Genomic DNA, 21598 nt, shown 5'->3' with positions numbered 1-21598 from the left:
ACCCAAAGATCACCCCCGCAACGACCTGCACCCCCACCCACCACCCCCACACCGTCAAGACCCCCCGACCAGCCAACTCAGGATGGAACTACCCCAGGGAAGTTGCTCGGATCTTGGCGCGCGGGGCGTGGCGCGCGGGGCGATGCGCGCGGGGCGGGGCGCGCAGGGCGCGGGGCGCGGGACGCAGGGCCGGGGCCGCGCGGGGGCGCGCGGAGGCGCGGCGAGGCGGGACTGGGGTCAGCGGGCGGCAGGGGCGAGGTCGACCTCGACCTCGACGGGCGGCGGGGTGGTCGCTTGCGCGTTGCGGTGGCGGCGCAGCTCGATCGGGAGGACCACCAGGGTGACGAGTGCGCCAAGCGCACCTGTCACCACGAAGCCCCAGAGTGGTGCGCTGGCGTCGATCACCGCTCCGGCCAGTGGCGCGCCGACCGCGATGCCGACGGTGACGGCGGAGCCGTGCAGACCCATCGCCTCACCGCGTACCTCGGCTGGGACCAGGCGGCTGACCGCGTCCGAGCTGGCTGCGATGGTCGGCGCGCAGAGCGCGCCGGCGGGGATCAGGGCCAGGCACAGCAGCCACCAGTGTGCACCGCCCAGCCCCACCGGGATGGTGCACAGGGCCAGTGCGGCGGTCAGCGCCAGCGGTGAGAACGAGCGGTGCACGGCCCCGTAGGCGAAACCGCCGGCAAGCGAGGCGACCGCCCAGATGGCCAGCACCGCCCCGGTCCAGCTAACCTCACCGCTGGCCCGCAGGACGGCGACCACCGCCACGTCGGTGCCACCGAGCACCAGGGTCGCCGCGGCGCTGAGCGCCAGCACGGCGAGCAGTCGGGGTGTCAGCCACTCCCGACGCGGCACCCGACGCGCTGGGCCGCTGGGCTCGGCGCTGGCCTCGCGGATCGGCGGGTTGACCACCCACAGGGCGATCCCGGCGGCGACGATGCCACCACCGACCAGGTACATGGTGGTCTGCGCGGAGATCGCGGTGACCAGGGCCACGGCCAGCGCCGGGCCGATCATGAAGGACAACTCCACCGACATCGAGTCCAACGCGTAGGCCGGTCGGCGTTGGTCCTCGGGGACCAACGCGGCGATCGACTGCCGGACCACCGAGAAGATGGGCAGCGCCAGGGAGCCGGCCACGAACGCGGCCGGCAGGAGCACGGGGTACGACAGCGTGGGCGCGGTGGACCAGAAGATCGCCTCGGCGATCCCGGTGAGCACGAGGACCGGGCGTAGTCCACGCCGGTCCACGAGTCGACCGAGCAGCGGCCCGCCGATCGCCGCGCCCACCGTGACAGCCGCACCGACCAGGCCGGCCGCTCCGTAGCCACGGTCGAGGTCGAGCACCACGTGGAAGGTGAGCGTCACCCCGGTCGCGGTGAGCGGGACGCGGGCGAGGACGGCGACCAGCAGCAGCGACCGCAGACCGGGCAGGGCGAGCGCCCGCCGGTAAGGCTTCATGTTCACGTGGATCCGTACCTCCGGCGACATCTTCGACCGGCGACGGCATCTTGGCCAACCAATTAACGCCTCATGCGGCCCTGATCACAGGCTGGCCCTGCATGATCACCCCGGCGCCGTCCATCGCGCGCAGGGCCACGTCGGTGGTCGCCGGGGCGACGGCGGCGGTCAGCTCGAGCAGCACGGTGGTGGCGAAACCCTCCCGGGCGGCGTCCAGAGCGGTCGCCCGGATGCAGTGGTCGGTGGCGATGCCGACCAGATCGACCCGGTCCACGTCGTGTCGACGCAGCCAGTCGGCCAGGCACTCGCCGTCGTCGGCGTGCCCCTCGAAACCGGAGTACGCCGCCGCGTGCTCGCCCTTGTGGAAGATCGCCTCGACGCGGTCGGTGTCCAGTGCGGGGTGGAACTCCGAACCGCTGGTGCCGACCACGCAGTGCCGGGGCCAGGACTCCACGAAGTCCGGTGGATCGCCGAAGTGGGCACCCGGGTCGACGTGGTAGTCCTTGGTCGCGACCACGTGCGCCCACCGGTCCGGGTCGGAGGCGAGCAACCGGGAGATGCCGGCGGCCACCCCGGCGCCGCCGGCGACGGCAAGCGAACCGCCCTCACAGAAGTCGTTCTGCACGTCGACGATGATCAGCGCGTTGGCCATCGGGGGGTTTCCTCTCTCCGCACGGTCGGTCGGTGGTGCTCGGGGTGACTCAGCCGGCGGGTACGACGGTGACCGGCACGGCGGCGTCGCCGGCCGAGAGCTTCAGGCCCTCCCACGGGATGGAGATCAGACACTCCCGCAGGTGCTCCCGTGACTCGTCGAGGGTGGGCAGCGGCACCGGCTCACCGGCGACCACGTACGACTGCTGGAGCAGGCGGTCGTTGGGCTGCCGGTCCGGAACGCCCTGCGGAACGATGATCTCTTCGGTGGCGGTGCCGGTCGGCTTGTGCCGGCGGACCGCGACCTTGCGACCGCCGATGGTCGCCTTGTGCTCGGAGCGCTTCACCACCGGCCGCCCCTCGACCTCGACAAGCTTGTAGACCAGGCCGGCGGTCGGTGCCCCGGAGCCGGTGACCACCGCCGTGCCGGCGCCGTACATGTCCACCGGCTCGGCGGCGAGCGCGGCGATCGCGTACTCGTCCAGGTCACCCGAAACAATGATCTTGGTTTCGGTGGCGCCGAGCGAGTCGAGCAGCTCCCGGGACTGCTGGGCGATCACCGCGAGGTCACCGGAGTCGATCCGTACCGCCCGCAGTTCCGGCCCGGCCACCGCGATCGCGTTGCGGATGCCCTGGCTGATGTCGTACGTGTCGACAAGCAGCGTGGTGTCCTTGCCCAGCGTGGCGACCTGCGACGCGAACGCCGCCCGCTCGTCGTCGTGCAGCAGGGTGAACGCGTGCGCCGCCGTGCCCGCCGTCGGGATGCCGTAGCGCGCGCCGGCGGCGAGGTTGGAGGTGAACCGGAACCCGGCCAGGTACGCGGCCCGCGCCGCGGCCACCGCCGCCTCCTCGTGTGCCCGCCGCGAACCCATCTCGATGAGTGCCCGGCCCCGCGCCGCGGTCACCATCCGCGCTGCCGCCGCGGCGATCGCACTGTCGTGGTTGAGCACGGAGAGCGCAAGTGTCTCCAGCACCACGCACTCGGCGAAGCCGCCGGAGACGGTGAGGATCGGTGAGTTGGGGAAGAACAGCTCGCCCTCGGCGTACCCGTCGATGTCGCCGGTGAAGCGGTAGTCGGTGAGCCACGCCGCCGCCGTCTCGTCGACCACCCCGGTCCGCAGCAGGAAGTCGACCTCGGTGGGGTCGAACCGGAAGTCGCGGATCAGCTCGATCAGCCGGGCCGTTCCGGCGACGACGCCGTACCGGCGGCCGCTCGGCAGCCGGCGGCTGAACACCTCGAAGACGCACCGACGGTCGGCGGTGCCGTCCTTCAGCGCCGCGCTGACCATGGTCAGCTCGTAGTGGTCGGTCAGGAGCGCGGGTCGGTGGATGCTCACCGCCCCAGCCTAAGGTTCAGCTCGGGTCGCCGCCGTCGTGGCCCGGGATCGAGCGTAACGCCGCCCACAGCTCGGCCCGACCGGTGACGCCGAGCTTCGCGTAGATCCGCTGGAGGTGGTTCTCCACCGTGCGCGCCGACAGGAAGAGTCGTTCGGCGATGGCCCGGCTGGGGGCACCGTGCGCGGCGAGGCGGGCCACCTGCCACTCCCGCTCGGTGAGCACCGGCGCGCCGGCCTGCAGCGCCGGCGTGCGGATCAGGTCACAGCGGCCGAGCAACCCGGCGAGGCGCTCCCGGGCGTCGTTCGCCGCGGCCGAGTGCTCGTGGCGCAGGCGTTGGACGGCGTGGGAGGTGGCCTCGGCGGCGTACACGGTCAACTCCAGGGCGGCGTAGTCGTCGGCGACCGCGAGCAGGTCGGTGGGGCAACCTGTCACCGCGGCGCGGGCGTGCCGGGCCAACAGCGGCGGCAGTACGCCGTCGACCTGCTCGGAGAGCTCGGCGAGGCGCTGCGCGACGGTGCGCCGCCCACCATCGGAGCAGGTGGGCCCGACCGCCATGCCCGCCTGGTCCAGTCGCACGAGGTCGTGCAGGACGTGCACCTCGTGCCCGGCGAAGCCGTCCGAACGAAGCCGATCCACCAGATCGCCGAGGTGTTTGACCGCGCCCGGCAGGTCGCCCGACGCGGCGAGCGACGCGCCCCGGGCCTGCTCCAGCCACGGGTAGAGCACCGCCATGCCCGGCGCGTGGGTGCGGTCGGCCTCGGCCATCGCCGCAACCGCCTGCGCCGCGTCACCGCGCAGCGCCGCCGACTGGGCGCGTTCGGCCTGGGCCAGACCGGCGTAGACCCGACTCGTGGCCAGCACCGCACACGCGCCCAGGGAGGTTCGCATGGCCGCGTCGCTCTGCCCACGCAGCCGCGCCGCGTACGCCTGCAGGATGGCCAGGTAGCCGGTGCCGAGGCGGAAGTCGCCGGCCCCGGCGAGGTCGGCGAACTCGTCCGCCACGATCGCGTCGATCCCGGCCAGGTCGCCGGTGAGCATGAGGCGGGTGCCCCGGGCCAGCTCCAGGGCCAACTGGAGGTACGGCATGTCGGTGCGCCAACTGGCCGCGGCCGAGTGCACCTGGGCGATCGCCGTACCGCTGCGGGTCAGCTCGCCCTGCGCGGCCTGGACGTACGCGATCGTGGACCGGGCCAGCTCGCGGGCGGCGACGCCGGCGGCCGGTCGGTCCAGCACCTGTTGGCTGAGCCGTACGGCGGCGGCCGTGTCCAGTCGGTGCAGGCGCATGATCGCCTCGAAGGCGTGCACCCGGGACCTGTCGGCGGAGTCGCTGAGCTGCTCGACCCGGCTCGCGATCTCCTCCACCGTGGACTCCCGGCTCAACCCCCAGTAGCTGACCATGCCGCGTACGGTGAGCCAGCGGCAGAACCGCCGTTCGTCGCCGGGCTGCGGGGTGACCGAGTCGAGGACGTCGATCGCCTCGTCGGGTCGGTCGGCGAACATCAGGATGGTGGCCAGCAGCTCGGCCGCGTCGTAGCCGCCGTCGGCGTGCAGCGCGGCCCGTGCCAGGCGGGTCGCCAGCGGCACGTCGTAGCGGGTGAACGCCTGCACCGCGGCGTCCAGCAGCAGGGCCGGGTCCTGTGCGGTGCCCGAGTCGAGCCGCCAGACGGCCACCCGCAGCACGTCGTCGCGTCGACGTTTGCCGACCTGCTCCAGCAGCTCGGCGAGGTGCGCCTGAAGTCGGCGGGTGCGGCTGACCGGGCAGCGGCGGCGCATCACCTCGCCGTAGAGCGGGTGCGCCAGCCGGACGTTCGTGCGCCGGTCGTGCTGGTCCACGGTGATCAGCCCGCGTTCCTCGGCGGTCTCCACGTCCGACTGGTCGGCGGCCTGCTTGAGCAGGTGCAGGCCGAGTGGCTCGCCGAACGCGACGAGCTCGACGACCGCGCGGACGCCGTCGGTGAGCTTGCCGACCCGGGTGTCGATGAGGTCGGTCAGGCTGGGCGCAAGCTCCAGGCGGCCGGTCCACTTCCAGATGCCGTACGTGCGCTTCAACTCGGCGCTGCCGCTGGCGGCGTGCACCAGCTCGCGCAGCAGCAGCGGGTTGCCGGACGAGAGCCGGCCGAGCCGGTCGGCGGAGCCGGCGTCGACCGGACCACCCAGGATCGCCGCCAGCAGGTCCGACGTCTGCTCCTGCGGCATCGGGGTCAGCTCGACGTGCTCGACCAGATCGTCGGTCCAGAGTGCGCGGATCGGCAGCGGGATCTGCTCGCCGTCCCGCAGCGTGCCGACCACAGTGGCGTTCTCGGCGCGGGCGACCAGGTGCACGAGCGCGGCCGAGGGTGGGTCGAGCAGGTGGGCGTCGTCGATGGCGAGCACGATCCGTCGGCCGGCGGCCTGTTGTTGCAGCACGTTGAGCGCCCAGCGCAGCACGCCGGCGGGGGAGAGGCCCTGGGGCTGCTCGGCGGGGAGGACCTGGACCAGCCCACCGAACGGCAGCGCCGCGGTGGTGGCGCTGGCGGCGATGGACCAGATGGCGAACCTGTCGGTGGGCAACGCGCCGACACCCTCGCGCAGCAGTCGACTCTTGCCGATGCCGGCGCTGCCGCTGAAGAAGAGCCCACGGCCGGCCTCGCCGGTCACCGCCTCCAGCAGGCGGTTGAGCTCATCCGTGCGGCCGACGAACTCCCATCGACTCATTCGCGCAGCATATCGACCGGAATCCGTCCGCGCCCGCACCGTCACCGTACGAAGTTGAGTAATCGCACAATTACCGGTGAGTACCTGAGGTGTTCCGCCCGGTCGCCGGACCGCCCGTAGTCTTCCGACATCCGGGTCGTGCACCGGAATTTTCGCGACCAGACCCACGGTCACCTGCAACGGGAGGCACCTGATGAAGCAGGGCCCTCTCCCCTCGGTCGACTCGCCGGGCGACATGGCCGGCCCAGCCGACGTACCCAGCTGCGGTCCGCTGCCCAGCCGGGTCGGCGTGTCCGGCCCGGCCCCGGACGAGCCGCTCGGTGTGGTCGCCGTCGGCCCGGCCGGCGCCGAGCGGCGTGCCGTGCTCGCCACCCTGCTCGGCCTCGACCCGGTCATGCTCACCGTGCCCGGCGGCAGCTGGTTGGTGGTGCGCGACGCCAAGGTGCCCACCCGGGCGGCGTTCGTGCCCGGTTACCGCCAGCCGCACTCGTACGGCGCGGACCGGGAAGCCGCCGGTCCGGCGTTGGCCCGCCCGCCCCGGCGGGTCGAGCTGAGCGTGTCCGAGCCGCTGCTCCGGCACTTCACCCTGATCGATGTTCCGGACACCGCCACCCTCGGCGTGTCGGGCACCCGGGTGCTGCTCGAGGCGGCCGGCCGAGCCGGCGCGCTGCTCTTCGTGATCGCCGCCGACCAGGCCTTCACCGCCGCCGAGTTGAACCTGCTCGCCGAGGTCGCCCCGACCTCGGTGGAGGTCGTCTTCGCGGTCACTCCCGGCGCGGCGGGTTGGGCTCCGCTCGCCGACGGCGCGGCGAATACGGAGGGCGCGGGGGCGTCCGTCCCGCCGGTCAGGGGTGCGGAGACCGAGGTGGACGCGGTCGCGGTGACGGTGGAGGCACACCGGGCCGCGCTGCTGGCCGCGGTGCCGGCGCTGGCCACCGCGCGGTGGTTCCCGGTGCACGACGCCGACACCGCCGCGGACCTGCGGCGGGCGCTCGTGGGCTGGTCGTCGCGGGAGGGGTTGCAGCGGGCCAGCGTCGACCCACCGGTCCTACCGGGTCAGCAGGGTCGCGTCGCGGTGGCCGCCGATCCGGGTGACTGGTCGGAACGGTTGGACCGCCACACCCGCTCGTGTGCCCAGCGGATCCGCCAGCACCTCGCTCTGGAGTTGGCGAACATCCACCTGCGGGCCGTGCAGGAGATCGTGTTCGGCGTCGGCTGTGCCGGCCTACCGGATCTCCTCGACCGGGAGATGGCGGCGTTGTCGCTGTTGGCCACCGCGCAGTGCGACCAGGCGGTGCGCGGCATCATGACCGATGTCGCGTCCCGGGTGCTCGGCGCGCCGCCGGCCGAAGGTGTGCGACGCCGGATCGCCGCCGCCGTGCAGTACGGCCTGGACGATCACCGGCCCGGCCACGAACTGGACAAGGTGCTGCTGATCACCAGCACCGCCGGCGTGGCCGAGTTGACCGGCGCCGAGGCGATCGACGCCGCCGCGAGCTATCCGGCGGCGTCCCGTGACGAGGTGCTCCCGCCGGTCGCGGTGGCGCTCTCCGGCGGGTGCTGGCAGCAGTGGCGTACCCCCGGCAACGACGATCACAACGCGGCGCGGGCCTGGTCCCAGCGGGCCGTGCGTGAGGTCGAGTTGGGGTTGTCCAGGGAGATCTCCCGACGGTTCGAGGTGATCCGCCTCTCGCTGGGCGTGGTGCTCTCCGATGCGGTCGATCACGGCATCCTGCTCGCCTGACGGCGTGCTCACCGGTTGGTCGGGGTCCGGGTCGGGCCCCGGGTCCGATGGCGTCCCGGGCGGGTCGGGAGTGCCCGGGGTGGGTGATCCGCGGCGGGCCGGCGTTCCGGTTCCTCGGTTCCGGGAAACCGGTGGCACGATGGGGGGCATGGCGGCTCCGCAGGCTGTACCGGTCGAGACGCCGGACACTGACGAGGTGCCGGCGTCCGACCGGCAGTGGGTGACGATCGTGTGGGACGACCCGGTGAACCTGATGACGTACGTGACCTGGGTATTCCAGAAGCTTTTCGGCTACAGCCGGGAGAGGGCCGAACAGCTGATGCTTGACGTGCACCACAAGGGCCGTGCCGTGGTCTCCACCGGCGCCCGGGAGCGGATGGAGCACGACGCGTCGCAGCTACACGCGTACGGGTTGTGGGCGACGGTGGACAGGTCATGAGCATGTTCCGGCGCCAGGCCGGTCGGTACGTCGCCGTCTTCGCCGTCGACGAGGTGCGGGTGCTGCGCAAGGTCGCCTCCGAGGTGGTGGGTCTGCTCACCGATGGCTTCGACCACACCGACCCGGTCGTCGGTCGGCTCTTTCCGGCGGTCTATCCGGAGGATGCTCCGGACACCGCCGAGTTCCGCCGCTACACCGAGGGCGACCTGAAGACCGCGAAGATCGATCAGGCGGGGGCGATCCTGGCCGCCTTGCCGGACGACGCCGGCGGCGAGGTGCGGCTGGACGCCGAGGCCGCCGAGGCGTGGTTGCGGGCGCTCAACGACGCCCGGCTCGCGATGGGCGTCCGCCTGGAGATCAAGGACGGCACGGATCTGGGCGAGGAGTTGGACGACGCGGTCGCCGAGGACCCGGGTTCCAGCCGGGTGTTCCAGCTTTCGGTCTACGCGTATCTCGGGTATCTACAGGAGTCGCTGCTCAACGCCTTGATCGACTAAGCGTGACCGGCACCACTTCGGCCCGTGCTCGTCAGGCGTTAGGCTGGTGCACGTGCTGAGCATCGACCGGTCGATCATCGACGCGATCGTCGCCCACGCGCGCCGGGACCACCCCGACGAGGCGTGCGGCGTGGTCGCCGGTCCCGTCGGCAGCGACACCCCGACCCGGCACATCCCGATGGACAATGCCGCGCGCTCGATGACCTTCTACGAGTTCGACTCGATGGAGCACCTGCGTGTGTGGCGGGAGATGGACGACCGGGACGAGGAGCCCGTCGTCATCTACCACTCGCACACCGCCACCGAGGCGTACCCGTCGCGGACGGATGTCTCCTTCGCCGGTGAGCCGGGGGCGCACTACCTGCTCGTCTCGACCCGTGAGCCCGACTCGGAGGAGATCCGGTCGTTCCGGATCGTCGACGGCGTGGTCACCGAGGAGCCGGTCCGCGTGGTGGAGGCCGGGGTCGACCCGCACGCCGTGCAGTCCTACATGTTCGGGCAGAGCCCGGCGACGGTCGATTACGAGTGTTCCGGCCGCTGACCCGTCAGCGCCGCAACCGTCTCGTCCCGTCACCGTAGGCACACCCGATCGAGGAGTACGACATCATGGCTATCGAGGTTCGCATCCCCACCATCCTGCGCAGCTACACCGGCGGCGCCAAGGTCGTCGACGGCACCGGCGACACGCTCGCCGATCTGCTCACCGACCTGGACTCCCGGCACGGCGGTCTGCGCGGCAGGCTGATCACCGATGCGGGCGCGCTGCACCGCTTCGTCAACGTCTACGTCAACGACGAGGACGTCCGCTTCCTCGGCGCGCTCGACGCGAAGCTCTCCGACGGTGACAGCGTCACCATCCTGCCGGCCGTGGCCGGCGGCGCGTTCGGCTTCGCCGCGGCGGCGGCGATCAGCTCGCACAGCGCGGCGGCAGCGGCGATCAGTTCGCACAGCGCCGCGGCAGCGGGAGTCCGCGACGCCGTCGCGGCGCGCTGAGGTCGGCCGCCATGGCGCGGTACGACAGCCTGCTCGACGCCTGTGGGGGTACGCCGCTCGTCGGCCTGCCCCGGCTCTCCCCGACGGTTCCCGACGGGGCTCCTCCGGTGCGGCTCTGGGCCAAGCTGGAGGATCGGAACCCGACCGGCAGCATCAAGGACCGCGCGGCGCTGTTCATGGTCAGGGCGGCGGAGGAGTCGGGCCGGCTCCGTGCCGGCGACACCATCCTCGAGCCGACGAGCGGCAACACCGGCATCTCGTTGGCGATGGTGGCCAAGCTGCGGGGCTACCGGTTGGTCTGCGTGATGCCGGAGAACGTCTCCACCGAGCGGGTCCAGCTGCTCCGGATGTACGGGGCGGAGATCATTTTCTCGCCGGCGGCCGGCGGTTCCAACCAGGCGGTCGCCACCGCCAAGCAGATCGCCGTCGAGCACCCCGACTGGGTGATGCTCTACCAGTACGGCAACGAGGCCAACGCGCGGGCGCACTACGAGACGACCGGGCCTGAGCTGCTGCACGACCTGCCCAGCATCACGCACTTCGTGGCCGGGCTGGGCACCACCGGCACCCTGATGGGCACCGGGCGTTACCTGCGGGAAAAGGTCGAGGGCATCCAGGTCGTGGCCGCCGAGCCGCGCTACGGCGAGTTGGTCTACGGCCTGCGCAACATCGACGAGGGGTACGTGCCGGAACTCTACGACGCCTCGGTGCTCTCTCGGCGGTTCTCGGTCGGCACCCGGGACGCGGTGTTGCGCACCCGCCAGTTGGTGGAGGTGGAGGGCATCTTCGCCGGGTTCTCCACCGGCGCCATCCTGCACGCCGCGCTCGCGGTGGCGCACGAGGCGGTGCGCGACGGCCGACGGGCCGATGTGGCTTTCGTGGTCTGCGACGGCGGCTGGAAGTACCTGTCGACGGGCGCGTACGGTGGCACGCTCGCCGATGCCGAGGACGCCCTGGAGGGGCAGCTCTGGGCCTGACCGATCCGCTCTGCCGATTACGGGCCGTCGACATGTGTCGGCGGCCCGTTCGCTGCCCAACAGACCGCGAGCAGGTGTCACGTTCGTGACAACTTCCGTTGGATCATTCTTGCCGCAGGGTGCGCCAGCGTAGGCTGCGCAGCGTGGCGTACGCGTCGGTAGAGATCGTGGCTGGAGCGGTGGCAGGCATGGATGCTACCGACAGTGACAGCGAGACAACTCGATGCGACTGACCGTCCTTGGTTGCGCCGGTAGTTTCCCCGGCCCCGAGTCGCCGTGCTCGGCGTACCTCGTCGAGGCGGACGGCTTCCGACTCCTGGTCGACTTCGGTTCCGGGTCGATGTCCAGCCTCCAGCGGTACGCGGGGTTGCACGCTCCGGACGCGATCCTGCTGACCCACCTTCACTGCGATCACATCCAGGACGCCGTGACGTACGTGGTGGTCCGCCGGTACGCCCCGGAGGGTCCCCATCCGGCCCTGCCGATGTACGCGCCCGCCGGTGCTCCCGACCAGCTCAGCGCGGCGTACCACGACGACGGCCCGTTGGAGGACGTCTACCAGTTCTACGCACTCGAACCGGGCACCTTCCCGATCGGCCCGTTCGCGGTCACCGTCGACCGGGTGAACCATCCGATCGAGACGTACGGGGTGCGGCTGGAGCACGGCGGTCGGTCGCTGTGCTACTCGTCGGACACCGCGCCCTGCGACGCGTTGCTGCGGTTGGCCCAGAACGTCGACGCCTTCCTCTGCGAGGCGAGCTTCCTCGACGGGGTGGACAATCCGCCGGATCTGCACCTGACCGGCCGGGAGGCCGGCGAGGCGGCGACCAAGGCGATGGTGGGTCGGTTGCTGCTCACCCATCTGGTCGCGGCCTGGGGCAGCGAGGCGCACACGTTGGAGTCGGCCGCGGCCGCGTACACCGGACCCATCGACGTGGTCCGCCCCGGCGCCAGCTACGACATCTGACCTGCCACGTCCCGGTTCGGGCGGGCGGGCCGCGGGGTTGTGCCGCACTGTTCGCCGGCCGGTCAACGGACGGTCGTCTGCCGCACCCGTGGCACCCGCACGGTGTGGGCATGCGGATCGCCATCGTGACCGAGGAGTTCGGCTGGCCGGCTGCGGTCGCCGGGTTCCTCGGTGTGCACGGCGCGGACGTTCTCCGGGGCACCGCGAGCGAGGTGGACAGCCGCACCGCATAGGGTGCAGGGATGGCGCGACCTGACGGGCGAGGGCCCTCTCAACTTCGACCGGTGACCCTGACCCGTGGCTGGAGCACCCATCCGGAGGGCTCGGTGCTCGTCGAGTTCGGCGGCACCCGGGTGCTCTGCACGGCGAGCGTCACCGAGGGGGTGCCCCGCTGGCGCAAGGGCTCCGGGCTCGGCTGGGTGACCGCCGAGTACGCGATGCTGCCCCGGGCCACCAACACCCGCTCCGACCGGGAGAGCGTCAAGGGCCGGGTCGGTGGCCGCACCCACGAGATCTCCCGGCTGATCGGGCGCAGCCTGCGGGCCAGCATCGATCTCAAGGCGCTCGGTGAGAACTCGATCGTGCTCGACTGCGACGTGCTCCAGGCCGACGGCGGCACCCGCACGGCCGCGATCACCGGCGCGTACGTCGCGCTGCACGACGCGGTGGGCTGGCTCGCCGCCCGCAAGTCGTTGGCCGGCAAGCCGGAGAAGGTGATGCACCGCTCGGTGGCCGCGGTCAGCGTGGGTGTCGTCGCCGGGGAGGCCCGGCTCGACCTCTGCTACGAGGAGGACGTGGCCGCCGAGGTGGACATGAACGTGGTGTGCACCGGCGCGGGTGACTTCGTCGAGGTGCAGGGCACCGGCGAGGCGGGCGTGTTCGCCCGCGACCAGCTCGACAGCCTGCTCGACCTGGCCGTGGCGGGCTGCGCGGACCTGGCCGAAGCTCAGCGGAAGGCGCTCTCATGAACAAGGTCCTGCTCGCCACCCGTAACCGTAAGAAGCTCGTCGAGTTGCAGCGGATCCTGGACGGCGCGCTCGGCGCGCACCGGGTCGCGCTGCTCGGCCTGGACGACGTCGAGCAGTACGCGGAGCTGCCGGAGACCGGCCTGACCTTCGGCGAGAACGCGCTGATCAAGGCGCGGGAGGGGTGCCGGCAGAGCGGCCTGCCGACCATCGCCGACGACTCGGGGATCGCGGTGGACGCGCTCAACGGGATGCCCGGGGTGTTCAGCGCCCGCTGGTCCGGTAAGCACGGCGACGACCAGGCCAACCTTCAGCTGGTGCTGGATCAGATCGCCGACGTGCCCGACGAGCAGCGAGCCGCCTCGTTCGTCTGCACGGTGGCGTTGGTGCTGCCCGGCGGCAAGGAGCACCTGGTGGACGGCCGGCAGCCCGGTCGGGTGCTGCGTGCTCCGCGCGGCGAGGGCGGGTTCGGCTACGACCCGATCTTCCTGGGCGACGGGCAGGACCGGACCAACGCCGAGCTGACCCCGGAGGAGAAGGACGCCATCAGCCACCGGGGCAAGGCGCTGCGCGAGCTGGCCAAGCTTGTCGCCAAGGTGCTGCCGCCCGCCGCCTGAGCACCCCGACACGTCTCACCAGCGCTTCGTCACGAGGTCGCCGCCCAACTCGTCGATCGGGACGCGGTCCTGGGTGGCGAGCACGGTGAGCATTCGTTCGGCCTCGGCCACCGTGGCGATCCGGCCGGTCGAGGTGGCCCGCGCCGGGTCCAGCTCTTCGAGCCACAGCCCGTCGCGCTCCCAGGCGACCTGCACGCAGCCACCGGAGCGGCCGAGGGCGGTCAGGAAGTCCCTGCTCAGCGGTCGCATCGCGCGCAGCAGGAGGCACGCCTCGGCCGCGTCCAGCGGCACGTCCTTCTGGCTGTCGTCGCGGTACTGGTAGGTCGTTTCGAGGAAATCGGGCGGTGTCGGCAGGGCTGCCGCCGGCACCGCCCGACCGGTCAGCCGGCGGATCAGGTCCATGCCGTCGTACCGGCCGACGGTCAACTCCTTCCCGTCCTGCTCCGGGTACGCGCCCACCAGGGCGTCTCCCTCCCGCCGCACGACGAGGGCGACGTCCTGGTGCGCCAGCCGGACCCGGACACCGGCCGGCAACCAGGGCAGGTGCAGGCCGGCGAGCCGGGCGGCCGACGACAGCCCTTCGGTCGGGGCGTACACGCCGGTCCACCGGTCCGGCAGATCCACGTCGACGTCCACGTCGTCGTCGACGGTGGCGGGTAGCGCGGCACGCCGACCGACCCGACGTCGCTGCCAGGTCAGCGGAACCCTGATCCGGGTGCCGGTGCTGCCGTCCCAGTGCACGGTCAACCCCTCGGCGCGCAGTGCCGCCGCGATCTCCTCGCCCACGTCGACAGTCGCGGGTTGCCCGAACAGGCCGTACGTCAGGTACACCCCGGCACCGTCGAGGGCGTGGTCGGCGTCCTGCTGGTGGTAGAACGCGTACCCCCTTGCGGTGCGCCCGCGCGGAACCTCGTCGCCGATCTCGGCGACGCCGCAGTTCTGGCAGCAGCTGAAAGCCTCCCGGGCCACCAGCCCGGCGGCCGAGAGCGTCCGGAAGGCCGCCGTGAGACGGTCGTTGTCGGTGACCTCCGGCCACCGCGCCTGGGCGGCGAGGTGTGCGCCCAACTCCTCGCAGACGACCGGCCAGGCGCGGGCCTCGACGAACGCCGGGTCCGCCTCGTCGGCCAGGTACTCCACCGTCGCGGCGACGATCGCGGCGGCCGGCAACTCGGCAAGCGCCACCAGACGGCGAACGTGGTCCCGGATCTGCTCCTCGGTCTGCACGGCGGCGAACGCTAGCAGCACCGGCCGACAGCCACCCGACCGAGATCAGCCCAGCGGGCCGACCTCCCGCTCGATGGCGGCGCGCAGGTCGGCTCCGGCGACGACGGCGCGGGCCGCCTCCATCACCGGGGCGAGGAACACGTCCGGGCCGGGTTCGCCGGCCGCCGTACCGAGCGCGGCGACGGCCGCCTGGCCGGCCGGGGACGGCTCCAGCGGGGCGCGTAGCTGAAGGCCGCGTACGCCGGCCAGCAACTCCACCGCGAGCAGGCTGGTCAGGTTGTCCAGCACGGTACGCAGCTTCTTGGCCGCCGCCCAGCCCATCGAGACGTGATCCTCCTGCATCCCGCTGGTGGGCAGCGAGTCCACCGAGGCGGGGGCGGCCAGCCGGCGGTTCTCGGCGACGATCCCGGCGGCGGTGTACTGGGCGATCATCAGCCCGGAGTTGACCCCGGCGTCGGGGGAGAGGAACGCCGGCAACTCCCGGGAGCGGGTGACGTCGAGCAGCCGGTCCACCCTCCGCTCGGCGATCGCGCCGACCTCGGCGGCAGCGATGGCGAGGAAGTCGGCGGCGAAGCCGAGCGGCGCGCCGTGGAAGTTGCCCGTCGACTCGACCCGGCCGTCCGGTAGGACCACCGGGTTGTCCACGACGGACACCAGCTCGCGGGCGGCGACGGTGCGGACGAAGTCCAGGGTGTCGCGCGCCGCGCCGGCCACCTGCGGCGCGCAGCGCATCGAGTACGCGTCCTGCACGGCGTGCGCCAGGTCGTCGCGGTGCGAGTCCATCACCCGGGAGTCCTGCAACAGCCGGTGGATGTTCGCCGCCGACGCCGCCTGACCGGGATGTGGCCGGATGGCGTGCAGTTCGGGCAGGAACGGCCGCTCCGAGCCGAGCATCGCCTCGATGGCCAGCGCGGCCGTCACGTCGGCCATCGCGAACAGGTGTGCCGCGTCGTGGATGGCCAGCAACAGCATGCCGAGCATGCCGTCGGTGCCGTTGATCAGCGCCAGCCCTTCCTTGGCGGCCAGCTCGATCGGCTTGAGCCCGGCGGCGGTCAACGCGTCGGACGCGTCCTGCCGCTCACCGTTCGGGCCGAGCACCCAACCCTCGCCGAGCAGCACCAGCGCGCAGTGCGCGAGCGGCGCCAGGTCACCGGAGGCGCCGAGCGAGCCGTGCTCCGGCACCCACGGGGTGATGTCGTGGTTGAGCAGGTCGACCAGGGCCTCCGCGACCAGCGGCCGGACCCCGGAGCGGCCCAGGGCGAGGGATCGGACCCGCAGCAGCATCATGGCCCGGACCACCTCGCGCGGCATCGCCGCGCCCACCCCGGCGGCGTGCGACCGGATCAGCGCGTGTTGCAACTCGGCCCGCCGCTCGGGGGCGATGAAGGTGTTGGCCAATGCGCCGAAACCGGTGGAGACCCCGTAGACGGGACGGCCCGAGGACTCGATGCCGTCCACGATGGCCCGGCTGGTCGCCATCGCGTCGACGGTGGCCGGGGCGAGGACGACCGTGGCGGTGCCGCGGGCCACCGCGAGAACGTCGTCGGCGGTGATCCCGGTGGGCTGGATGGTCACGTTCGTCATTGCGGAACTCCGTTGCGTATTACCTGGCGGATCAGGGGTACACCGGGCCGGTAGGCCAGGTGCAGGTGCGACGGCGCGTCGAGGACGACGAGGTCGGCCCACGCGCCGGGGGTGAGGACACCGATGTCGTCGCGGCGCAGCGCCCGGGCGCCACCGGCGGTGGCGGCCCAGACCGCCTCCGCCGGGGTCATCCGCATCTCGCGGACCGCGAGGGCCACGCAGAACGGCATCGACGAGGTGTACGACGAGCCGGGGTTGCAGTCCGTCGCCAGCGCCACGGTGACCCCGGCGTCGAGCAGCCGACGGGCGTCCGGGTACGGCGAGCGGGTGGAGAACTCCGCACCGGGCAGCAGGGTGGCCACCGTGGTCGTTTCCGACCCCGACGTCCAGTCCATCCTGGTCGAGGCCAGCGCGTCCACGTCGGCGTCACTCAGGTGGGTGCAGTGGTCGACGCTCGCCGCTCCCAGTTCCACGCCCAACTGCACCCCGGGGCCGGGGCCGAGCTGGTTGGCGTGCAGGCGTACGCCCAGCCCGGCGGCCTGACCGCAGGCCAGGATGGCGCGGGCGTGGTCCACGTCGAAGGCGCCCTCCTCGCAGAACACGTCGATCCACTTCGCGTACGGGGCGGCGGCGGCAAGCATCGGCCCGCACACCAACCCGACGTAGTCGTCCGGGCGGTCGGCGTACTCGGCGGGGACCACGTGCGCGCCGAGGAAGGTGGTCTCGGTGCTGGTCTCGGCGGCGATCCGTAGCGAGCGGGCCTCGTCGGCGACGGTCAGGCCGTACCCACTCTTGATCTCCATGGTCGTGGTGCCCTGGCGCAGCGCCTCCCCGCGCAGCCGGCGCACGGTGGTCCGCAGCTCGTCGTCGGTGGCGGCCCGGGTCGCACCGACGGTGGTCCGGATGCCCCCGCCGGTGTAGGGCTGCCCGGCCATCCGGGCGGCGAACTCGGTGGCCCGGTCCCCGGCGAAGACCAGGTGGGCGTGGCTGTCCACGAATCCGGGCAGCACGGCCGCCCCACCGGCGTCGATGTGGTGGTCGGCCGCCGGCGCGTACGCGGACGGCCCGACCCAGACCACCCGGCCCTCCTCGACGAGCACCGCGGCGTTGCGGCGGATGCCGAGCGGGCCCTCGCCGGAACCGTTGGTGACCAGCTCTCCGATGTTGCCGACAAGCAGGCTGCCGCTCATGCGGGGAGCACCGCCTCGATCGACGCCGCCAGCTCGCCCGGCACGTCGACGGTCAGGTGCCGGCCTTCGGCCACCACCACCCGGCCGTCCACCACGACCTGCTCGACGTCGGCCGCGCCGGCGGCGAAGAACGCGCCCACCGGCGGCACCCCGGCGGTGCGGGCGCTGTCCAGGCGTACCGTCACCAGGTCGGCGCGGGCGCCCACGGCGATCCTTCCGGCGTCGGCCCAGCCCAGCGCGGCGTGTCCGGCGACGCTTGCCGCCGTCAGCAGGTCGAGCGGCGCGAAGTGGCCGCGCCGGCGGGTCCGCAGCCGCTCGTCCAGTTCGACCGCCCGCGCCTCCTCGAACAGGTCGACCACGGCGTGGCTGTCGCTGCCCAGGCTGAGCCGGATGCCGGCGTCGGCCATCAGCCGGGCCGGTCCGATGCCGTCGGCGAGGTCCCGCTCGGTGGTCGGGCAGAGGCACACCCCGGTCCCGCTGTCGGCGAGCAGGGACAGGTCGACGCTCGTCGGGTGGGTGGCGTGCACGGCGGTGGTGTGCGGCCCGAGCACCCCGTGCTCGGCGAGCAGCGCGGTCGGCGAGTGCCCGTGCACGGCCCGGCACTCGTCGTTCTCGGCGGGCTGCTCGGAGAGGTGCACGTGCAGCGGCGCGTGCCGCTCGCGCGCCCAGTCGGCGACCGTGCGGAGCTGGTCGGCCGGGACGGCGCGCACCGAGTGCACGGCCGCGCCGACCCGGACGTGCGGGTCCGTCGGCTGGAACGCGGCGGCCCGCTCGGCCCAGCGGCTCGCGTCGCCGTCGCCGAAGCGGCGCTGCGGCCCGGCGAGTGGTTGACCATCCACACTGGACGTCAGGTAGGCGGTGTCCAGCAGGGTGAGCCGGATCCCGGCGTGCGCGGCGGCTTCGACGAGCGCCGCGCTCATCTCGTTCGGGTCGTCGTACGCGCCGCCGTCCGGCCGGTGGTGCAGGTAGTGGAACTCGCCCACACAGCTGACCCCGGCGAGCGCCATCTCCGCGTAGACCGCGCGGGCCAGGGCGAGATAGGTGTCCGGGTCCAACCGGTCGGCGACGGCGTACATCTGGTCCCGCCAGGTCCAGAAGTCACCCCGGCCGCCGTGGGTGCGCCCGCGCAGCGCGCGGTGGAAGGCGTGCGAGTGCGCGTTGGCCAGGCCGGGCAGGGTCAGTCCGGGCAACCGGGTGGCGTCCCGCAGCACCTCGACGCCGGCCTCCGGGCCTCCGGCCCCGACGAGTGGCGTGATCGCGGTGATCCGACCGTCGTCGACCTCGATCAGCACGTCGGGGGTGGGTTCGGCGTGCTCGGGCAGCCACGCGTACTCGGCGAGCCAGCGGGTGGTGGTCATGCCACTCGCCTCCTTTGGAGCTGAATCGTCTGCGACATCAGCACGTCAGCTCCGCAAGCACCCGGGCCAACGCCCGCACCCCGGCGGCACAGTCGTCGTCGGTCGCCGCCTCGGCGGGGGAGTGCGACACCCCGGTCGGGTTGCGTACGAAGAGCATCGCGGTGGGCAGGTGCCCGGCCAGGACCCCGGCGTCGTGCCCCGCTCCGGTGGGCAGTACCGGCGCGTCGAGCAGGGTGGCCAGCCGCTTGGCCAGGTCACCGTCGAAGGCGACCACCGGGGTGGCCGACTCCTCGGTGACCGTCACCTCCGTACCGTCGCGGCGGGCCCGCTCGGCGACCTTGCCGCGCACCGCCTCGACGAGCCCGGTCAGCGTCTCCGGGTCGGCGGCGCGGGCGTCAAGCCAGCCGGTCACCTTCGACGGGATCGCGTTCGTGGCGTTGGGCTCGACGGCGACCCGGCCCACCGTGGCGTGCGCGCCGCGCAGCCGGGCCTCCTTGTTTGCCGCGAGCACCGTGAACGCATAGGTGAGCATCGGGTCGCGCCGGTCGGCCATCCGGGTCGTACCCGCGTGGTTGCCCTCCCCGACGACGTCGAAGCGCCACCGCCCGTGCGGCCAGATCGCGCTCGCCACCGCGACCGGCGCGTCGGTGTCGACGAGCGCGCGGCCCTGCTCGACGTGCAGTTCGACGAACGCGCCGAACCGGCCCAGCAGCTCCGGGCGGGCGCCCGCCGGCCGGTCGCCGAGCGCCTCGGCGAAGCTCACCCCGGCCGCGTCGCGCAGGCCGGCCGCGCGTTCGGCCGGCAGCGCGCCGGTGAGCAGCCGCGACCCCAGGCAGGGTACGCCGAAACGTGCCCCCTCCTCCTCGACGAAGGCACCCAGCACCAGCGGCCGGGTGGGGGTGACGCCGGCGGCGCGCAGTTCGTCCACGGCGAGGAACGCGCTCACGATGCCGAGCGGCCCGTCGTACGCCCCGCCGTGCGGCACCGAGTCGAAGTGGCTGCCGGTGAGCACCGCGTCGGCGGCCTCCGGGTCACCCCAGTGCGCGAAGAGGTTGCCGTTGCCGTCCTCGGTGACCGGCATGGCGCGGCGCTCGGCCTGCGTGCGGAACCAGGCGCGCAACTCCCGCTCCGGCTCGGTCAACGCGTACCGCAGATAGCCGCCGCTGTCGGCGTCCCGCCCGACCGGCGCGATCTCGTCCCACAGCGCCCGGAACCGGGCGGAAAGGTCGTCGCTCACGCGGGTCCGCCCTCGGTCATGGGCACCCGGACTCCGGTACGGTCGGCGACCTCGCGGGCGCTGTCGTAGCCGGCGTCGACGTGCCGGATGACCCCCATCGCCGGGTCGTTGGTGAGCACCCGCTCGATCTTCTGCCCGGCCAGGGCCGTGCCGTCGGCCACGCAGACCTGACCGGCGTGGATCGACCTGCCGATGCCCACCCCGCCGCCGTGGTGGATGGAGACCCAGGAAGCCCCGCTGGCCGTATTGACCAGGGCGTTGAGCAGCGGCCAGTCGGCGATGGCGTCGGAGCCGTCGGCCATCCCCTCGGTCTCCCGGTACGGGCTGGCGACGCTGCCGGTGTCCAGGTGGTCGCGGCCGATCACCACCGGGGCGGAGAGTTCACCGGCGGCGACCATGTCGTTGAACCGCACGCCCGCCCGGTCCCGTTCGCCCTGGCCCAGCCAGCAGATCCGGGCTGGCAGACCCTGGAAGGCGACCCGCTCACCGGCGAGCTTGATCCAGCGGGCAAGCGACTCGTTCTCCGGGAACAGGTCGAGGATGGCGCGGTCGGTGGCCGCGATGTCGGCCGGGTCGCCGGAGAGCGCGGCCCACCGGAACGGGCCCCTACCCTCGCAGAACAACGGCCGGATGTACGCGGGCACGAAGCCCGGGAAGTCGAAGGCGCGCTGGTAGCCGCCGAGCTGCGCCTCACCCCGGATCGAGTTGCCGTAGTCGAACACCTCGGCGCCGGCGTCGAGGAAGCCGACCATCGCCTCGACGTGCTTCGCCATCGACGCGCGGGCCCGGTCGGTGAACTCGGCCGGCTTCGCGGCGGCGTAGTCCCGGGCCTCGGCCAGCTCCACATCCACCGGCAGGTACGCCAACGGGTCGTGGGCGCTGGTCTGGTCGGTCACGATGTCGATCTCGACGCCACGGCTCAGCAGCTCGGGGAAGACCTCGGCGGCGTTGCCGACCACGCCGACGCTCAGTGCCCGGCGCTCCCGCTTCGCGGCGAGCACGCGCCCGATCGCGTCGTCCAGGGAATCGGCGACCTCGTCCAGGTAGCGGTCGTGCACCCGACGGTCGAGCCGGGTGCGGTCCACGTCAACGATCAGACAGACGCCGTCGTTCATGGTGACCGCGAGGGGCTGCGCGCCGCCCATCCCGCCGCAGCCGGCGGTGAGCGTCAATGTCCCGGCCAGGGTGCCACCGAACCTCTTGGCGGCCACCGCCGCGAACGTCTCGTAGGTGCCCTGGAGGATGCCCTGGGTGCCGATGTAGATCCAGGAACCGGCGGTCATCTGCCCGTACATGGTCAGGCCGAGCTGTTCGAGGCGGCGGAACTCCGGCCAGGTGGCCCAGTCACCGACCAGGTTCGAGTTGGCGAGCAGCACCCGGGGCGCCCACTCGTGGGTGCGCATGACCCCGACCGGGCGGCCGGACTGCACGAGCATCGTCTCGTCCTCGCGCAGGTCGGTGAGCGTGCGGACCAACGCGTGGTAGGACGGCCAGTCCCGGGCCGCCTTGCCGGTGCCGCCGTAGACGACGAGGTCGTCGGGGCGTTCGGCCACCTCGGGGTCGAGGTTGTTCATCAACATCCGCAGGGCGGCCTCCTGCTGCCACCCGCGGGTGGTGAGCTGGCTGCCCCGTGCGGCACGGATCGGCGTGGTCATCTCT

General features: G+C 72.8%; 20 protein-coding genes. 10 read left to right on the top strand and 10 right to left on the bottom strand.

The genetic code is table 11. The annotated features are described in order from the left end of the window. Window positions 1–237 precede the first annotated feature (237 nt). Genes AB0C15_RS15200 through AB0C15_RS15185 form a run of 4 tightly spaced genes read right to left on the bottom strand, consistent with a single transcriptional unit; the run spans window position 238 to window position 6147 of the window. On the bottom strand, window positions 238–1494 hold the full coding sequence (locus tag AB0C15_RS15200) for an MFS transporter (protein WP_357352136.1): 1257 nt from the start codon (window positions 1492–1494) through the stop codon (window positions 238–240). Window positions 1495–1534: 40 nt separating this feature from the next. After that, window positions 1535–2116: an isochorismatase family protein gene (locus tag AB0C15_RS15195; RefSeq protein WP_357352134.1), complete on the bottom strand. Its 582-nt coding sequence runs from the start codon at window positions 2114–2116 to the stop codon at window positions 1535–1537. A 49-nt stretch (window positions 2117–2165) separates the two neighbouring features. After that, the gene (locus AB0C15_RS15190) at window positions 2166–3452 is read right to left on the bottom strand and encodes a nicotinate phosphoribosyltransferase (RefSeq protein WP_357352132.1); all 1287 of its coding nucleotides are present in this window, start codon (window positions 3450–3452) and stop codon (window positions 2166–2168) included. Between the two features lie 16 nt (window positions 3453–3468). Beyond that, the gene (locus AB0C15_RS15185) at window positions 3469–6147 is read right to left on the bottom strand and encodes a LuxR C-terminal-related transcriptional regulator (RefSeq protein ID WP_357352130.1); all 2679 of its coding nucleotides are present in this window, start codon (window positions 6145–6147) and stop codon (window positions 3469–3471) included. 193 nt (window positions 6148–6340) lie between these two features. Between AB0C15_RS15185 and AB0C15_RS15180 the strand changes: the two genes are divergently transcribed. From AB0C15_RS15180 to rdgB, 10 genes are all read left to right on the top strand, one after another. Then, complete coding sequence (locus AB0C15_RS15180) at window positions 6341–7891, top strand: hypothetical protein (protein ID WP_357352128.1); 1551 nt, start codon at window positions 6341–6343, stop codon at window positions 7889–7891. A 148-nt stretch (window positions 7892–8039) separates the two neighbouring features. Next, window positions 8040–8330, top strand: a complete 291-nt coding sequence (clpS, locus tag AB0C15_RS15175) for an ATP-dependent Clp protease adapter ClpS (RefSeq protein ID WP_357352126.1) — start codon at window positions 8040–8042, stop codon at window positions 8328–8330. After that, complete coding sequence (locus tag AB0C15_RS15170) at window positions 8327–8827, top strand: DUF2017 domain-containing protein (protein ID WP_030487199.1); 501 nt, start codon at window positions 8327–8329, stop codon at window positions 8825–8827. Before clpS ends, AB0C15_RS15170 begins: the two co-directional genes overlap by 4 nt. A gap of 52 nt (window positions 8828–8879) precedes the next feature. Beyond that, entirely contained in the window at window positions 8880–9368 is a 489-nt protein-coding gene (locus AB0C15_RS15165) for a M67 family metallopeptidase (RefSeq protein ID WP_030487200.1), read from the top strand. Between the two features lie 65 nt (window positions 9369–9433). Further along, on the top strand, window positions 9434–9820 hold the full coding sequence (locus tag AB0C15_RS15160) for a MoaD/ThiS family protein (protein ID WP_357352124.1): 387 nt from the start codon (window positions 9434–9436) through the stop codon (window positions 9818–9820). A gap of 11 nt (window positions 9821–9831) precedes the next feature. Continuing rightward, entirely contained in the window at window positions 9832–10797 is a 966-nt protein-coding gene (locus tag AB0C15_RS15155; RefSeq protein ID WP_357352122.1) for a pyridoxal-phosphate dependent enzyme, read from the top strand. Between the two features lie 223 nt (window positions 10798–11020). Continuing rightward, entirely contained in the window at window positions 11021–11764 is a 744-nt protein-coding gene (locus AB0C15_RS15150) for an MBL fold metallo-hydrolase (protein ID WP_334498161.1), read from the top strand. A 110-nt stretch (window positions 11765–11874) separates the two neighbouring features. Further along, window positions 11875–11997: a hypothetical protein gene (locus AB0C15_RS15145; RefSeq protein ID WP_357352119.1), complete on the top strand. Its 123-nt coding sequence runs from the start codon at window positions 11875–11877 to the stop codon at window positions 11995–11997. A 9-nt stretch (window positions 11998–12006) separates the two neighbouring features. Then, entirely contained in the window at window positions 12007–12732 is a 726-nt protein-coding gene (gene rph / locus AB0C15_RS15140; protein ID WP_357352117.1) for a ribonuclease PH, read from the top strand. Further along, complete coding sequence (rdgB, locus tag AB0C15_RS15135) at window positions 12729–13346, top strand: RdgB/HAM1 family non-canonical purine NTP pyrophosphatase (protein ID WP_357352115.1); 618 nt, start codon at window positions 12729–12731, stop codon at window positions 13344–13346. The genes rph and rdgB overlap by 4 nt, the downstream gene beginning before the upstream one ends. A gap of 15 nt (window positions 13347–13361) precedes the next feature. On the opposite strand, the gene AB0C15_RS15130 is transcribed toward rdgB, so the two are convergent. From AB0C15_RS15130 to hutU, 6 genes are read right to left on the bottom strand one after another with little or no spacing between them, the layout of a single operon-like run. Next, complete coding sequence (locus AB0C15_RS15130; RefSeq protein WP_357352113.1) at window positions 13362–14570, bottom strand: hypothetical protein; 1209 nt, start codon at window positions 14568–14570, stop codon at window positions 13362–13364. 45 nt (window positions 14571–14615) lie between these two features. Next, window positions 14616–16154 carry a histidine ammonia-lyase gene (gene hutH, locus AB0C15_RS15125; protein WP_357352111.1) on the bottom strand — a complete coding sequence of 513 codons (1539 nt, stop codon included), beginning with the start codon at window positions 16152–16154 and terminating at the stop codon, window positions 14616–14618. Next, window positions 16151–17344 (bottom strand): imidazolonepropionase, encoded by a 1194-nt coding sequence (gene hutI / locus AB0C15_RS15120; RefSeq protein WP_357352109.1) that lies wholly within the window; start codon window positions 17342–17344, stop codon window positions 16151–16153. Before hutI ends, hutH begins: the two co-directional genes overlap by 4 nt. Further along, on the bottom strand, window positions 17341–18702 hold the full coding sequence (locus AB0C15_RS15115; protein ID WP_357352107.1) for a formimidoylglutamate deiminase: 1362 nt from the start codon (window positions 18700–18702) through the stop codon (window positions 17341–17343). The genes hutI and AB0C15_RS15115 overlap by 4 nt, the downstream gene beginning before the upstream one ends. 37 nt (window positions 18703–18739) lie before the next feature. Next, window positions 18740–19939, bottom strand: coding sequence for an allantoate amidohydrolase (locus tag AB0C15_RS15110; protein WP_357352105.1), 1200 nt, complete (start codon window positions 19937–19939; stop codon window positions 18740–18742). Beyond that, a complete protein-coding gene (gene hutU / locus AB0C15_RS15105) occupies window positions 19936–21594 on the bottom strand; it encodes a urocanate hydratase (RefSeq protein ID WP_357352103.1) in 1659 nt (552 codons plus the stop codon). The genes AB0C15_RS15110 and hutU overlap by 4 nt, the downstream gene beginning before the upstream one ends. Between the last annotated feature and the right edge of the window lie 4 nt (window positions 21595–21598).

Origin of the sequence: Micromonospora sp. NPDC048835, assembly GCF_040649995.1 — a bacterium.
GTDB lineage: Bacteria > Actinomycetota > Actinomycetes > Mycobacteriales > Micromonosporaceae > Micromonospora.
The sequence above is the reverse complement of the archived record's forward strand: the minus strand, read 5'-3'. Positions and strand labels throughout refer to the sequence as shown.